The sequence below is a fragment of the Bacillus sp. TH25 genome, assembly GCF_016650935.1.
Taxonomy (GTDB): Bacteria; Bacillota; Bacilli; order Bacillales; family Bacillaceae_G; genus Bacillus_A; species Bacillus_A mycoides.
Window position 1 is genome coordinate 293,876 of the sequence record NZ_JAEKEU010000009.1, and the last position, 13,260, is coordinate 307,135.

Annotated in this window: 19 protein-coding genes and 1 riboswitch; of the genes, 6 read left to right on the forward strand and 13 right to left on the reverse strand. The window is 34.6% G+C overall.

From position 1 onward, the window contains the following. Positions 1 to 21: 21 nt before the first annotated feature. The 8 genes from JFT89_RS06035 to JFT89_RS06070 all read right to left on the reverse strand — a co-directional run bounded on the left by JFT89_RS06035 (position 22) and on the right by JFT89_RS06070 (position 6,560). The gene (locus tag JFT89_RS06035) at positions 22 to 300 is read right to left on the reverse strand and encodes a DUF3986 family protein (protein ID WP_201039673.1); all 279 of its coding nucleotides are present in this window, start codon (positions 298 to 300) and stop codon (positions 22 to 24) included. Between the two features lie 65 nt (positions 301 to 365). After that, positions 366 to 1,715: an aspartate aminotransferase family protein gene (locus JFT89_RS06040; RefSeq protein WP_033706606.1), complete on the reverse strand. Its 1,350-nt coding sequence runs from the start codon at positions 1,713 to 1,715 to the stop codon at positions 366 to 368. Positions 1,716 to 1,904: 189 nt separating this feature from the next. After that, the gene (locus tag JFT89_RS06045; RefSeq protein ID WP_207197188.1) at positions 1,905 to 3,455 is read right to left on the reverse strand and encodes a solute symporter family protein; all 1,551 of its coding nucleotides are present in this window, start codon (positions 3,453 to 3,455) and stop codon (positions 1,905 to 1,907) included. 2 nt (positions 3,456 to 3,457) lie between these two features. Continuing rightward, positions 3,458 to 3,799, reverse strand: a complete 342-nt coding sequence (locus JFT89_RS06050) for a DUF485 domain-containing protein (RefSeq protein ID WP_002011894.1) — start codon at positions 3,797 to 3,799, stop codon at positions 3,458 to 3,460. Positions 3,800 to 4,035: 236 nt separating this feature from the next. Further along, positions 4,036 to 4,665, reverse strand: coding sequence for a sterol desaturase family protein (locus tag JFT89_RS06055; RefSeq protein ID WP_098636196.1), 630 nt, complete (start codon positions 4,663 to 4,665; stop codon positions 4,036 to 4,038). 82 nt (positions 4,666 to 4,747) lie between these two features. Next, on the reverse strand, positions 4,748 to 5,041 hold the full coding sequence (locus tag JFT89_RS06060; protein WP_002011898.1) for a hypothetical protein: 294 nt from the start codon (positions 5,039 to 5,041) through the stop codon (positions 4,748 to 4,750). Between the two features lie 19 nt (positions 5,042 to 5,060). Next, entirely contained in the window at positions 5,061 to 5,693 is a 633-nt protein-coding gene (locus JFT89_RS06065) for a LysE family transporter (RefSeq protein ID WP_002030886.1), read from the reverse strand. Between the two features lie 138 nt (positions 5,694 to 5,831). After that, positions 5,832 to 6,560, reverse strand: a complete 729-nt coding sequence (locus JFT89_RS06070) for a YqcI/YcgG family protein (RefSeq protein ID WP_002135349.1) — start codon at positions 6,558 to 6,560, stop codon at positions 5,832 to 5,834. Positions 6,561 to 6,821: 261 nt separating this feature from the next. Between JFT89_RS06070 and cspB the strand changes: the two genes are divergently transcribed. Together cspB and JFT89_RS06080 are read left to right on the forward strand one after the other, a co-directional pair. Continuing rightward, positions 6,822 to 7,019 (forward strand): cold shock-like protein CspB, encoded by a 198-nt coding sequence (gene cspB / locus JFT89_RS06075; protein WP_002011904.1) that lies wholly within the window; start codon positions 6,822 to 6,824, stop codon positions 7,017 to 7,019. 119 nt (positions 7,020 to 7,138) lie between these two features. Further along, the gene (locus JFT89_RS06080; protein ID WP_002011905.1) at positions 7,139 to 7,387 is read left to right on the forward strand and encodes a DUF2564 family protein; all 249 of its coding nucleotides are present in this window, start codon (positions 7,139 to 7,141) and stop codon (positions 7,385 to 7,387) included. A gap of 33 nt (positions 7,388 to 7,420) precedes the next feature. Here the strand turns inward: JFT89_RS06080 and JFT89_RS06085 are convergent, their stop codons facing one another. The 3 genes from JFT89_RS06085 to JFT89_RS06095 form a co-directional block, all read right to left on the reverse strand. After that, entirely contained in the window at positions 7,421 to 7,597 is a 177-nt protein-coding gene (locus JFT89_RS06085; RefSeq protein WP_002011906.1) for a zinc-finger domain-containing protein, read from the reverse strand. Positions 7,598 to 7,609: 12 nt separating this feature from the next. Continuing rightward, on the reverse strand, positions 7,610 to 8,269 hold the full coding sequence (locus tag JFT89_RS06090) for a ribonuclease H family protein (RefSeq protein ID WP_002011908.1): 660 nt from the start codon (positions 8,267 to 8,269) through the stop codon (positions 7,610 to 7,612). A 148-nt stretch (positions 8,270 to 8,417) separates the two neighbouring features. Continuing rightward, positions 8,418 to 8,906, reverse strand: a complete 489-nt coding sequence (locus tag JFT89_RS06095; protein ID WP_002011909.1) for a QueT transporter family protein — start codon at positions 8,904 to 8,906, stop codon at positions 8,418 to 8,420. A 6-nt stretch (positions 8,907 to 8,912) separates the two neighbouring features. Continuing rightward, a riboswitch (PreQ1 riboswitch) is annotated at positions 8,913 to 8,957 on the reverse strand. A 131-nt stretch (positions 8,958 to 9,088) separates the two neighbouring features. On the opposite strand from JFT89_RS06095, the gene JFT89_RS06100 reads away from it, so the two are divergent. From JFT89_RS06100 to JFT89_RS06110, 3 genes are all read left to right on the forward strand, one after another. Beyond that, positions 9,089 to 9,961 carry an aldose 1-epimerase family protein gene (locus JFT89_RS06100; protein WP_002086548.1) on the forward strand — a complete coding sequence of 291 codons (873 nt, stop codon included), beginning with the start codon at positions 9,089 to 9,091 and terminating at the stop codon, positions 9,959 to 9,961. 70 nt (positions 9,962 to 10,031) lie between these two features. Continuing rightward, positions 10,032 to 10,418, forward strand: coding sequence for a reverse transcriptase-like protein (locus JFT89_RS06105; RefSeq protein ID WP_002011911.1), 387 nt, complete (start codon positions 10,032 to 10,034; stop codon positions 10,416 to 10,418). A gap of 13 nt (positions 10,419 to 10,431) precedes the next feature. After that, on the forward strand, positions 10,432 to 11,337 hold the full coding sequence (locus tag JFT89_RS06110; protein ID WP_002135344.1) for a DMT family transporter: 906 nt from the start codon (positions 10,432 to 10,434) through the stop codon (positions 11,335 to 11,337). A 2-nt stretch (positions 11,338 to 11,339) separates the two neighbouring features. On the opposite strand, the gene JFT89_RS06115 is transcribed toward JFT89_RS06110, so the two are convergent. Beyond that, on the reverse strand, positions 11,340 to 11,600 hold the full coding sequence (locus tag JFT89_RS06115; RefSeq protein WP_001195213.1) for a DUF6123 family protein: 261 nt from the start codon (positions 11,598 to 11,600) through the stop codon (positions 11,340 to 11,342). Positions 11,601 to 11,782: 182 nt separating this feature from the next. Here JFT89_RS06115 and JFT89_RS06120 point away from each other — a divergent pair, with 182 nt between their 5' ends. Beyond that, entirely contained in the window at positions 11,783 to 12,343 is a 561-nt protein-coding gene (locus JFT89_RS06120; RefSeq protein WP_002064579.1) for a cysteine hydrolase family protein, read from the forward strand. A 34-nt stretch (positions 12,344 to 12,377) separates the two neighbouring features. Here the strand turns inward: JFT89_RS06120 and JFT89_RS06125 are convergent, their stop codons facing one another. Then, the gene (locus JFT89_RS06125; RefSeq protein ID WP_201039674.1) at positions 12,378 to 13,238 is read right to left on the reverse strand and encodes a GNAT family N-acetyltransferase; all 861 of its coding nucleotides are present in this window, start codon (positions 13,236 to 13,238) and stop codon (positions 12,378 to 12,380) included. Between the last annotated feature and the right edge of the window lie 22 nt (positions 13,239 to 13,260).

A 13,260-nucleotide genomic window follows, 5' to 3' on the forward strand; every position in this document is an offset into this window, starting at 1 on the left:
ATCTCCTTTTTCATTTTCTCTTTAAACAATTCCATTCGTTTTTAACCATTTTTCAAAAATGGAGCGTGCTTCTTCATCATCGATATCATCACTAAATGAATATACTTTAATACCATAATCATCTATATATTCACCTAGCTTCATTTTCTCCACCTTTTTATAAAAATTGTCTACCTCATAGTGTGTAATATAAGCATCCCAAACTGGTTTTTTTATTCTTTTGTAAGCTGTTATTTCTAAATCATATCCGTCTTCATAATAACCAATGTGATAATGTTTGTTAGGATCATATTTCTCCATTAAAAGCTCCTCCTAGTAAACAAAAGCGAGCCTTATATTACAGCTCGCTCCTCTCGTTCTATTTATTAAATACGTTCCATCGCTGTCTTCAACGTTCCGACAATAAAAGCAATTTCTTCACCTGAAATAACGAGCGGTGGCGCTAATGTTAATACGTTATTATACCCTGCTGTTGTCATACCGTTGCGTCCGATAATGAGCCCTTTTTCTTTACAAGCATTTACAACACTTGCAATTTTGTCATTATCAATTGGTTCTTTCGTCGCTTTATCATTTACTAGTTCGATTCCAACTAATAGCCCTTTCCCTCTAATATTACCAACAAGTGGATGTTCTCCGATTTCTTCTTTTAATTGATTTAATAAAAGCGAACCCATTTGTGCAGAGCGCTCAATTAAATTTTCATTTTCCATGATCTCTAAGTTTTTAAGCGCTAATGCACAAGCCGCTGGATTTCCACCAAATGTATTAATATGGCGGAAGAATTCATATTCTCCTGTTCCTTTAAATGCCTCATAAATTTCTTTTTTTACAGCTGTTGCTGATAATGGTAAATATGCGCTCGTAATACCTTTTGCCATCGTAACGATATCAGGCTTAACGTCATAGTTCATAAACCCAAATGCTTTTCCTGTACGCCCGAAACCACAAATAACTTCATCACTTATAAGTAGTGCTCCGTGTTTTTGACACGTTTCATGAACAGCTTTCATATAGTCTTGTGGCGGCATTAAAATACCTCCGCCTGTAATAATTGGCTCCATAATAAATGCTGCTATCGTTTCACTTAATTCCCATGTCATAACACGATCTACTTCTTTTACGCATTCTACATCATAAATATTTTGTGATTCCATTTCTGGCATGCGGTAACAATCTGGAGGCGTTACATGTAAAAACCCTGAAGCAAATGGCTCATATTGGTATCTACGTTGTGCTTGGCCAGTTGCCGCCATCGTTGCCATTGTGTTTCCGTGATAACCACGATAACGTGACATAAATTTGTAACGATGCGGTTCACCTTTTTGAGCATAATATTGTCTTGCTATTTTAAAAGCGGTTTCATTCGCTTCTGATCCACTATTAGAGAAGAAAATAACATACTCTCCACCAAGCCACTCGTTTAACTTTTCAGCGAGCTTAATTGCTGGTTCATGTGATTGTGACATCGGAAAATATGATAATGTTTGCAATTGCTTATAAGCTGCCTCTGCAAGCTCTTTTCTTCCATATCCGCTATTTACACACCAAAGACCACTCATACCATCTAAGTATCTTTTTCCTTGTATATCTTCAACCCAGCACCCTTCTGCTTTTGCCCCTACCATTGTACTACTTGGACTAAAGGGACGCATTCCGTGCCACACATATTGCTCATCTTTTGCTAATAATTCATCGGTTTGTTTTGTCTTCATCATTTCTTCCACCTTCCATAACAACTTATTTTTCACAAAGCTGCGCTGGTGCCATGATGAGTTAAATTTCTCCCTGCCTATTTTCATTCCACAAACACAAGACAAATCCTACCAAAATTAAAGTAATATTTATAAGAAAATGTCAAAAGAAAGAGGAGCTTTTCTTATATTTCGAAAAGCTCCTCTTTTTTAATGTGAAGAAGCATCACTAATACCATGACCAGTATTAGATTTCACAAGAATTTCATCAAATTTCGCTGCATCTTCTTTCTTACTAGAGAAAACAGTTCCTAAATATGCTGCAAGAAACCCGAGCGGGATCGAAATAATTCCAGGTGTCGTATATGGGAATATCGCTTCTCCAACAAAAATAGCTTTTCCAGCTACTGGGTTCCAAACATTTGGACTTAACGCTACAAGAACAATCGCTGATACAAGACCAACAATCATACCAGAAATTGCTCCTGTTGTATTAAAACGCTTCCAATAGATTGTAAATAATATAACCGGTAAATTTGCACTCGCTGCAACTGCAAATGCTAGTGATACTAAAAATGCTACGTTTAATGTTTGAGCAAATAAAGCAAGTATAATAGATACTATCGCCACCCCAATAGACGCATAACGCGCCATTGACACTTGCTCTTTTTCCGTTGATTTTCCTTTACGGATAATCTCATTATAAAAATCATGCGCGAATGCTGATGCTGCTGTTAACACAAGTCCTGCTACTACAGCTAAAATAGTTGCAAAAGCAATTGCTGATACGAAAGCAAATAAGAAATCTCCGCCTAATGCTTTTGCTAATAAAGGTGCTGCCATATTACCAGCAGGGTTTGCTTTAATAATCGCCTCATTTCCTACAAACGCTGCTGCTCCAAACCCTAAGAAAATTGTCATAATATAAAACGCGCCAATTAACCATGTCGCATATACAACAGATTGACGTGCTGTTTTTGCATCACGTACTGTAAAAAAGCGGACAAGAATATGTGGTAATCCCGCTGTACCAAGGACTAGTCCTAAATTTAAAGAAAGTGTATCAAGACCATCCTTATACTTTACTCCTGGATTTAAAAACGAATCTTTTAATGGAGTAGCAGTTTTCATGTGAGCGAACATTTCAGTCATACTGAAATTAAATTTGGAGAAAACGATAACAGAAATAATAAATGTCCCTGCCATAAGTAGTACAGCCTTTACAATTTGAACCCAGCTCGTAGCTGTCATTCCTCCAAAAATAACATACACAGTCATAAGTGTACCCACGATTAATACAGATGTTGTATATTCAATACCTAATAATAGTTTAATAAGTGCACCCGCACCAACTAATTGTGCAATCATATAAAAAATTGAAATCGTCATCGTATTAAGCGCTGCTATACCACGAACTTTTTTCGCATCAAAACGTGCCGCAATCATATCCGCTAACGTGTACTTCCCTAAATTTCTAAGCGGTTCTGCGACAAGATATAGAACAACTAAATAAGCAACTAAAAAGCCGATACTATAAAAGAACCCATCAAACCCAGTTAACGCTATCGCTCCGGCTATACCAAGAAATGACGCAGCAGACATGTAATCCCCAGCAATAGCCAGACCATTTTGCCAGCCAGTTAATCCCCCTCCAGCCGTATAAAATTCACTCGCATTTTTCGTTTTTTTTGATGCAAAATAGGTTATGACGAGCGTACCAAGGACAATAATTAAAAATAGTGCAAACGCAGTAGTATTCAAATTCAGCCCCTCCCTTTTTGCATATCTTGCAGAATTTTTTGCGAAATTTCATCAAAGGATTCGGCTTTCTTGCTGTAAATCATACATAATGACCATGTCATAATAAATTGCGCAAAAGCAAATACCCATGCCCATGTCACATCACCAAACGCCGGTGTATTAAGCACCTTTGAATACGATGTTAAAATAGGTAGTGCTATAAAAAAACTTAAAAAGAAAATACTCATCGGAATGATAAACTTCTTTTTCGTATTTAATAACAATTGAAACTCTTCAGACTGAACAACTTCTGTATAATTCACCTCATTTTTTAACTTACGTGCTGACGTATCATCTCGTTTCATTCTCTGGTCCCCTCTCTTAACTTAAAATACAATTCACCTCGCATACATAAAGACTAAATTTTATAAATATTCAGAAACTTATTTTCATTTTAGACAATCCGTACATTCCTGCAAAGATTTTTCGATAGACATTTTTCGTCATTTTCTCCTAAATTTTCAATATACTTTTTTAACATAAAATTTGATTGATTCGATTAAACTTTTATTCCCATTAAAATAGAAGAAAAAAGTAGTGCTTATCGCACTACTTCTTTCTTTGTCTCCTTTTCTAAATTACGAGCTGTTTCACTTAATTCAACGTCTTTTCCATCTTTAAGTGTTCCAAATATAAAATCGAATACTGGATTTGAAACTCCGAACCAAAACTTTTCATTTTTATAATGGTGTAATATGTGCTGTTTTTTTAGCCATCTTCCAAACTTAGTGAAGGGACGAATCGGTTTATGTGCAATATAATGTTTCCATTCATAAACGAGGAGCATGATAATCATTCCGATTCCGAATGAAAGTGTAACAGTAACACTTTTTGTAATACCATACGTTATAAGTAAATATATAGTGAAGCTAGGTATACTAAACCATACAGGCAAAAATAAAAGTTTTAAATCATCTGGATATACGTGATGATCATAATGTAATCTTCTTAACATTTTTAATAAAAATGCGTTTTTAGGCGGCTTTAAATGGAATAAAAAACGGTGTGTCATATATTCGTTAAACGTATAAAAAACAATCCCAAACATACACGCTAACATACCAATCCATGTGAAAAATTGCATTTTTAAAATAATAATAAAAATTAATAGAACACTATACATAATAACAATATCATGTTGTAAAAAAAACTCTTTCACCACTCTCTTCATCTTACTTCCCCCTTTTCCACAAAAACAGCCGCAACATATCGTTACGACCATTTTTTTCTATTTCATTCTTATTCTATTCACTTTACAAATTTGCCTGCTGTTCTATTGTCGAGAAAAAAGTGTTCGGACCAAATATATTTTGCTTCGGAATAATGTGTTCTACTGCAAACACTGTTACTTCTCCTCTTTGTACTTCTCCAATAATGAGACCAAATACTTCATGATTTACCGCAAACGTTGGTTGTTTCGTTTGCAGTAACCTTGCTGCATTTTTAAATACCGCTTCATATAGTGGATTCCTATCAGTAATTTCTTTTCGGATTTTTGGTGCTAAAGTGATGATAATTTCTTTTCCGTCAATAGTGGTTCGATACATAAAAATCTCCCCTTCAATCTTATATGAACAACTGTAAAGCTTTGTATGCAAAATGGATAGAATATCCTACTAAAATAATACCTGCTCCGGCTGTAATATAGCCAAGTGCTTTTTTCTTTAATAAAGTTCTTCCAAAATGTACAGAAAAAGCAATATTTAAATTCCACAAAATAATACCAACAATAATGCAAAGACTGTACAAAAAAGCTTCTTGTTTCGTTACCTTTGTAAGCAACGAGCTAAGTGTACTTCCATATATACCAAACCAAAAAACGAGGTTTAATGGGTTGGATATCGCAATTAGAAATCCTGCCATAAAAGATTGTTTAAGTCCACCTATCTCTTCTTGTTTATATTCCATATTAGAGTGAGAAATTCCTTGTTTTACACTTTGAAACCCTAAATAAAACAACAAGAAAAAACCAGCGCAATACATAAAAGCTTGTACATATGTATACATAAACACAGAAGATAAACCAAAATAAATAAGCAGCATAAACAAAATATCAGCAGTCATTCCTCCGATTCCAACAATCCACGCATGCCAAAATCCACGTTCAATTCCTCGTTTTAACATTTCAATATTAATCGGACCTACAGGTGCAGCTAATGAAATACCTAATACTATTTGTTGTATAATTGCTCCAAACATCGCTCTATCCTTTCTACTTCTTTTACTATTAAGTAATGATGCAAATAAAGAAAATAGACTAGCTTTCATAAAAATTATTCACTAATACAATACCCTTTTTTATCCAAAATATACAAAAGAGCCATCAGTTGATGGCTCTTATTTCTGTATCCTATGATGAAAAGGACATTTACCTTTAATCGGTTCTATATCATCTCCAATAAAATATTGTTTCCATTCACGATGGTCAGGATCGCCATAGTGACTAATGTTAGGATGCTTCGGCAGCTGATCCCACTTTTCAACTCGCTCACGAACCATTTGTCTCGAATATGAGCCTTTAGGACGATCTCCTTCTAAGCCCTCGAAAATAGTTCGTGGCTGGAATCCAATAACGAGAGAATTTCCTAAATGCCTAGTCTTTCGCTGTTTATAAGCCGGCGCATTTCCAAACGCAAATATCGGTTCACCACCAAATGAAAATTCCCATAAATAATGATCTGGATCTTCAGGAATTTGCTTCGGCCATGTTTGATCATCGTTTTCATGTAAATATTGTAGTACTTTCCAAAAATAATCTCGATAATATTCGATTGATTTCTCTTCACATTCCGGCTCTACAAAAAGAAAAAATCCTCTTCTTACAATTGGCCGTTCTTTCATTAACTCCAAAAAAGATAACATTGTATTGGGTAAATGCCCCCAATCATTATGAGAGAGAAATGAATAACGAAGTTCATTCTTCTTCAAAGCTGTTAAACCGAAATAACACGGAAAAGTTGGTTCTAGCACGACATTCGAAAAATCATGAAATTCTTTTGCAACCCAATTCGGTATGTCGACTCTATTTTTCATCCCTTCATTATCTAATAAATAAGACTCATCCATTCTTTCACCTCATTATGTACAGCATTCACTTAAGAATATTACATACTCGGCTTGTCCTATACCTTTTTAAAAATTCGAGAAAAAAATTAATTCAAAATACAAAATTTTAAAAACGCTTACTTGACTAAATTCTACCAATTCATGTATATTTAAATTAATCATTTGGCAGAATATTCGAGAATATAGCATTTTTTATTTATATTATTTTTTGATGAATTTCACTAAATGAAAAAAGGAATCGTTTTTAGGAGGAATTGTGACATGCAAGGAAAAGTAAAATGGTTTAACAATGAAAAAGGTTTTGGATTTATCGAAATGGAAGGCTCTGAAGATGTATTCGTACATTTCTCTGCTATTCAAAGCGACGGCTACAAAGCTTTAGAGGAAGGTCAAGAAGTATCTTTCGACATTACTGAAGGAAACCGTGGACCTCAAGCTGCTAACGTAGCAAAACTTTAATCCCACATATGACAGGAGGTTACCTTACTTGGTAACCTCCTTTGTTATTCCTTTGTATATTTCCGTTTTCCAGAGCAAAAACTATGTGAAATGCGCAAAATACAAAGGAGGCAATAACAATGGGGTCACATGTAAATGATTTTGAAGAAGTAAAATTCCGTGTAGAAACTGCACAAAAAATGGTAGGTTCTGCAACAATTTCAATGGATCCAGACACATTAGAGCATGCCACTACTGCAGTAGAATCGGCTCGTTCTCAGCTTGAAATCATGAAATCCGTTGCAACGGATTTAGATGAGCCATTTCTAATGAATGAAGAAAAAAAATTAAGTAAATGCGAGCATCAATTACACGAAGCGAAGCACTAAAAAACATCCAGAGAAAATTCTCTGGATGTTTTTTTATGACAATTGCTCCCCATACTTTTTCAACTTCTCTCCAACCGTACATTGCCGTATACAAAAAGAATGGGCATAGTATTTACTATGATTTTTTCGATTATGTTCCTGCAAGAAACACCCTCCGCAATACGTTTCTAATAAGTCATTTACCTCTGTAATGAGTTGCTTCTTCTTCACGTGTGCACCTCTCTATTCGGTTATTTCTTTATGACTATCAATTGTCGTCCCTTCTAATGCTTGCGCTGCTAATTGATGTGCCTCTTTATTTTGTTTTCTAGATATCGGTTCACAAACAAGCTTTAATTTCATTTGCTTCGCTTTTTGTTCAATTTGGTCTAAGTAATGATTTAAATGTTCATCATAGCAAGGCCATTCACCAGCTAATTGCTGCAGTACAACTTGAGAATCTCCACGAAGTGTAACTGCTTCATATTTAATTCCTAATTCCTCGAGTGTATTCATCCCGTATAATAATGCTGCATACTCCGCTTCGTTATTATCATATATGCCTTCTATGTATGCATTGCGACGAATTCGGTAATTTGTATTTCCTTTTTTATAGTATACACATATACCAACCCCAGCTTCTTTCGTCTGTACATCATAACCACCATCAAAATAAACTTGAATTTCTTGCGGATCTTCCTCCACTTGCTTACTCAGCTTTTTCATTTCCTTTAATGACCATTCTGCATCCATTTCATCATAAAATGATAGTTCTTTCACTCTTCCTGTTTTCTCAAAATCCTCTGCAAATTGCAGTACATCTTCTATGTTCATATAATCTGTCGTTAATTCCGTCTGCAAACCGCGCTTCGTTTTATACAACCAATGAATTTTATATTTCATACTAGATTCCCCTTTTATAAGACTTCTTATATGTAGCCAGCTAATGAAAGCCTCACTTTATTTTATTATATTGTATCAAGAGTCACAGCATTATATTCAATGTGATTACATACAAAAAGAGCTATCCCTATAGGAATAGCTCTTTCATCTATTGCATAAATCTTTCAAATTGCACTCGCTTATTAATCCAGTACATGACAGGCATACCAATTGCCATTACAACAAATTCACCAACTGCACAAGTTAGCCATGTCAATAAAAATGGCAGATCAAACGCAAGATGAAGTTCAATTGCAATCATAAACATTGTGACTGTAAAAATAACTGTATTAAAAATCATACGAGCCCAAACACCTTTAATGAAGCGCATAGAAATAATAGTTGCAAGTAATGCAAGAATGGATTGCCCTACTCCAAATACTAAATCATAAGCGATCATAGGTGAGAAAAAGAGATTCGTTAAAAATACACCTAATACAATCCCGTAAATTGCTTTCTTATTGAATACAACGAGATGATTAAACATCTCTGAAATACGAAACTGTACACTGGTAAAGCCAAATGGCTGAATAAGCATAGAAACAGCAATATATAATGCCGCTAAAATACCATTACCGACTAATGTCCTTATATTCATGACAAAATCTCCTTAGTTTTTTTACGTGGGATGGTTTCGAACCACGTTATTCGTTTTTAAGCAACAAGATTATATTTTACGCAATAGGCACTCTTTCGTCAATAGATTCCTATCATTTACTACCTTTTTTCTTTTGGACAACGTATAATAAAACATATGAAAGATTTAGGAGGTTTCACTTCATGACAGCAACAATTCAAAATGAAAAAGTGATCGTTTCCATTTCTGACAAAGGTGCAGAATTACAAAGCGTTCGCTTAAAAGAAGATAACACTGAATACTTATGGCAAGGCGATTCTACTTATTGGGGGCGCCGCGCACCAATTTTATTCCCAATTGTCGGCCGATTAGTAGATAATACATACTACGTAGATGGTAAACCATATTCTTTAACACAACACGGCTTTGCTCGTGATCTTACATTCTCTGTAAAAGAACAAAGTGAAACGAATATTACTTATATTGTTACTAGTAATGAAGAAACATTAAAAAAATACCCATACGAATTCGAATTACTCGTTTCTTATGAGCTAGATGGACAAATCGTTCATGTAACATATGAAGTAAATAACCCTACTTCAAAAGAGATGTTCTTCTCAATCGGAGCACATCCTGGTTTCAACTTCCCCTTATTAGAGGGCGAATCATTTACAGATTATCATTTATCATTTAATGGTTCTGAACGCTTAGAAACAAGCGTATTAGAAGGACCTTATCTTTCAAGTAAAAAGCAATTAATCGCTGAAAATACGAATGAATTACCACTTACATACGATTTATTCAAAAATGATGCACTTATTTTTGAAAATATGAATACGGATGAAATCTCTATTCGTTCTCATAAACATAATAAATTTGTAAAAGTAGAATTTGACGGATTCCCATTTGTCGGTGTATGGACACCAGGCGAGAACGCACCTTTCTTATGTATTGAACCTTGGTACGGGATTGCTGATGAAGTAAATCCGGCAAAAGATTTCAAGGAAAAAAAAGGAATTCAATCTTTACAAACGAATGAAACATTTACATGTCGTTATAGTATTACAATCGGCTAAGTTACTCTATCCCCTACTTCAAAGAAACATATAAGTAGGGGATCATCTTATAATTTGGAGGTTTCTCATTTTGATTGAAGTATATATTGATGGTGCATCAAAAGGAAATCCTGGTCCTTCTGGTGCAGGAGTGTTTATTAAAGGGGTGCAACCAGCTGTACAGTTATCATTGCCCCTTGGGACAATGTCCAATCATGAAGCAGAATACCACGCTTTACTTGCGGCATTAAAATATTGCACGGAGCATAATTATAACATTGTCTCTTTTCGTACCGATTCGCAGCTTGTCGAGCGAGCTGTCGAAAAAGAATACGCAAAAAATAAAATATTTGCACCACTATTAGAGGAAGCACTGCAGTACATAAAAAGTTTCGATCTCTTTTTTATTAAGTGGATTCCAAGTAGTCAAAATAAAGTTGCTGATGAATTAGCTAGAAAAGCTATCTTACAAAATTAACGGGGGTATGAGTGTGAAAAAAGATTGGATTGCTCCTCTTGCTTTATTATTTGTCTCTTTTATTTGGGGAGCTACGTTTGTTGTCGTCCAAAATGCTATGTCTTTCGTTGGTCCATTTACTTTTAATGGGATTCGCTTTTTATTCGCTGGAATTATTTTATTATTCGTTCAAATGATTTTCTCACAAAAAACTTCAAAACAAGATATAAAACAGAGTAGTCTCGCTGGATTGATTGTTGGATTCTTTTTATGTGTTGGCTATTTATTACAAACATTCGGCTTACTTTATACAACCTCTTCAAAAGCTGGTTTCTTAACTGGACTTAGCATCGTTATGGTTCCAATCCTATCTTTTATCTTTTTAAAACAGCGGGCTACAATTTTCATCGTACTTGGTATTGCTGTCGCAACAGCAGGTTTATACTTATTAACGGCTGGTGATTCTTTTCAATTAAACATTGGAGATATACTCGTTCTCGGTTGTGCAGTTGCTTTTGCTGCCCATATTCTTGTTAACGGTTTCTTTTCTAAGAAAATATCACCTTTATTACTAAGCACCTCTCAAGTATTAGCTGTCGGTATATTTTCTTCTATTTGCGCTTTTTTGTTTGAAGATTGGGAAAAATTATTTTCAGTTTCACTATGGACGAATCAATCCTTTTTATTCGCTCTATTTCTAACTTCCCTATTTGCGACATCAATTGCCTTTTTCATTCAAACTTCTGCACAAAAACACACTTCTCCAACGAGAGTAGCAATAATCTTCGCAATGGAGCCTGTTTTTGCAGCATTAACAGGTGTTCTAGTAGCAAATGAACAGCTTTCTATTTCTGCTATTATTGGATGTCTATGTATTTTCCTAGGTATGGTTTTTGTGGAACTACCTTCCAAAACGAAAAAAGAAGCGCGGGCTGCGTGAAGTTACGCTTGTAACTTCCGCATAAAAGCCTTAGCGCTTTTTTTATCTGTAATTTCTTCTTCTTTCAAGCGTTCTAATAACGCAACAAAATAACTGCCATCAAACTGTAATTGATGTTTAATCGTCGCTTCTATTGCTACGTTCACAATCCCATCAGATGCACCAGTATATCCTTGTCCGAACATAATAAATCCTTGTGCTTCCTCTGATAATTTAAATCCTTTCGTATGTAAGAATGAAAGATAATCTTCTACTGTTTGCATGATATTCCCACCTACTCAAAAATTCTCCACTTCTTATCATACATGTTTTTATACTCTATGAGAATGAAATTTATTTGACAACTTTGTAAATCTATCGTCTACTTCTTAGAAAAAAGAGGAGTTCCTTACAATATAAAAGAATATGTAAAGTGGAATTTATTTTATATTAAAGGGGATATCGAATGAAACAAGCACTATTAATTATCGATGCTCAGCAAGAATTAATTGATGGAAATGAACAAGAAAATGAAGTTTTTCGTAAAACCGAGCTATTATCTACACTAAATACAGCCGTACAGAAAGCAATAGATTCAAATGCCCTTATTGTTTTCGTAAGAGATATCGATGTTGCTTCTGGTAGTGGTGTAGGATTTGAAGTACATAATCAAATTAAAGTACCTCAGTCTGCAATCCTTATTAATAAAGCAGCAACAAACTCATTCTATGGCACTTCTTTACTTGAACTTTTAAAAGAAGAAAAAATTAATCATATTGTTATAGGTGGATGTAAAACAGAACATTGTATTGACACCGCAGTTAGAACAGCTACTGTACAAGGATTTGACGTTACATTAATTAAAAATGGTCATTCCACAACTGATTCTGACGTATTGTCTGCAGAGCAAATTATTGGTCATCATAATAAAACTCTACACGGTCATTATAATGTTGATCATTTTTCTATGGTGAGAGATATCGAGGAAGATCTCTTTCAGCCAACTCACGACCAATATCGTGATTAACGAAAAAGAATCCTTCATTCAGAAGGATTCTTTTTTATCCAAAAATTTGTGCCGCAATACTATATAGCTCATTATTCCTTTTTAATAATTTATCGCTATTTTTCATCATAATTGGTGGTGTATTAACCTTTTTAAAACCGATAATCTCTAATTCTTTCATGAAATCTTTCTTTCCTTCTGGTACATCAATTCTCAATTTACCATTATGTTCTCTTACTAAATAATGTACCATTCTCATTGTCATCTTATCATTTTTAGCAACAATTGGTCCTATTATTTTATTTTCTGGCGTTTGTATACTTATACCGTATCCTAATACATTTTGTTGTGCATCCTTTGTAACAATACATTGTTCACTTTGTATAATTCGATACTTTAAAAACTCTTCTCTATTTGTTCCAAATGCATCTTCATCTATTTGTATTATTCCTTCTAAATCACGTTCTTCATAATTCACAATATACCCTTCATTTCCTACACAATGGTAATTCGCATTGTACGAGTTACATATGTATTTAGAAACATAACTAACAGCCCTGAATCCTAGCTTTTCATATAAAACTTTTCCCTCATCCGTGGCAATAAGCATAATTGGGGTTTGAGTTGATACGCTTTTAACACATGAATCCGTTATTATCTTTCCAATCCCTCTTCCTTTATAATCTGGATGTACAATTACCATTCCAATTGAGGCTAATGTCTCCCCGTATAGTATAATTGCTGCGCTAGCAATTAGCTCTTCCCTCTCATTTACTACACCATATACTATACCCGTATTCAAAATCGTCTCAATTTCCTCTCTGTTGTAATCCCAGCCAATATAAGAAGATAATGCTACAATATCCTCTATTCTTCCTTTCCTAAGACGCTCCACTCTCATTTCCAATTCAATCATTCTCCATCTCCATATTTAGACG

Bases quoted from the DNA above. Each gene is read 5' to 3' on its own strand.
- JFT89_RS06070 (WP_002135349.1), bottom strand. From the start codon at position 6,560: ATGGATGAGTCTTATTTATTAGATAATGAAGGGATGAAAAATAGAGTC.
- JFT89_RS06060 (WP_002011898.1), bottom strand. From the start codon at position 5,041: ATGTATCGAACCACTATTGACGGAAAAGAAATTATCATCACTTTAGCA.
- JFT89_RS06080 (WP_002011905.1), top strand. From the start codon at position 7,139: ATGGGGTCACATGTAAATGATTTTGAAGAAGTAAAATTCCGTGTAGAA.
- cspB (WP_002011904.1), top strand. From the start codon at position 6,822: ATGCAAGGAAAAGTAAAATGGTTTAACAATGAAAAAGGTTTTGGATTT.
- JFT89_RS06050 (WP_002011894.1), bottom strand. From the start codon at position 3,799: ATGAAACGAGATGATACGTCAGCACGTAAGTTAAAAAATGAGGTGAAT.
- JFT89_RS06035 (WP_201039673.1), bottom strand. From the start codon at position 300: ATGGAGAAATATGATCCTAACAAACATTATCACATTGGTTATTATGAA.
- JFT89_RS06065 (WP_002030886.1), bottom strand. From the start codon at position 5,693: ATGTTTGGAGCAATTATACAACAAATAGTATTAGGTATTTCATTAGCT.
- JFT89_RS06090 (WP_002011908.1), bottom strand. From the start codon at position 8,269: ATGAAATATAAAATTCATTGGTTGTATAAAACGAAGCGCGGTTTGCAG.
- JFT89_RS06125 (WP_201039674.1), bottom strand. From the start codon at position 13,238: ATGATTGAATTGGAAATGAGAGTGGAGCGTCTTAGGAAAGGAAGAATA.
- JFT89_RS06095 (WP_002011909.1), bottom strand. From the start codon at position 8,906: ATGAATATAAGGACATTAGTCGGTAATGGTATTTTAGCGGCATTATAT.
- JFT89_RS06120 (WP_002064579.1), top strand. From the start codon at position 11,783: ATGAAACAAGCACTATTAATTATCGATGCTCAGCAAGAATTAATTGAT.
- JFT89_RS06100 (WP_002086548.1), top strand. From the start codon at position 9,089: ATGACAGCAACAATTCAAAATGAAAAAGTGATCGTTTCCATTTCTGAC.
- JFT89_RS06040 (WP_033706606.1), bottom strand. From the start codon at position 1,715: ATGAAGACAAAACAAACCGATGAATTATTAGCAAAAGATGAGCAATAT.
- JFT89_RS06055 (WP_098636196.1), bottom strand. From the start codon at position 4,665: ATGAAGAGAGTGGTGAAAGAGTTTTTTTTACAACATGATATTGTTATT.
- JFT89_RS06115 (WP_001195213.1), bottom strand. From the start codon at position 11,600: ATGCAAACAGTAGAAGATTATCTTTCATTCTTACATACGAAAGGATTT.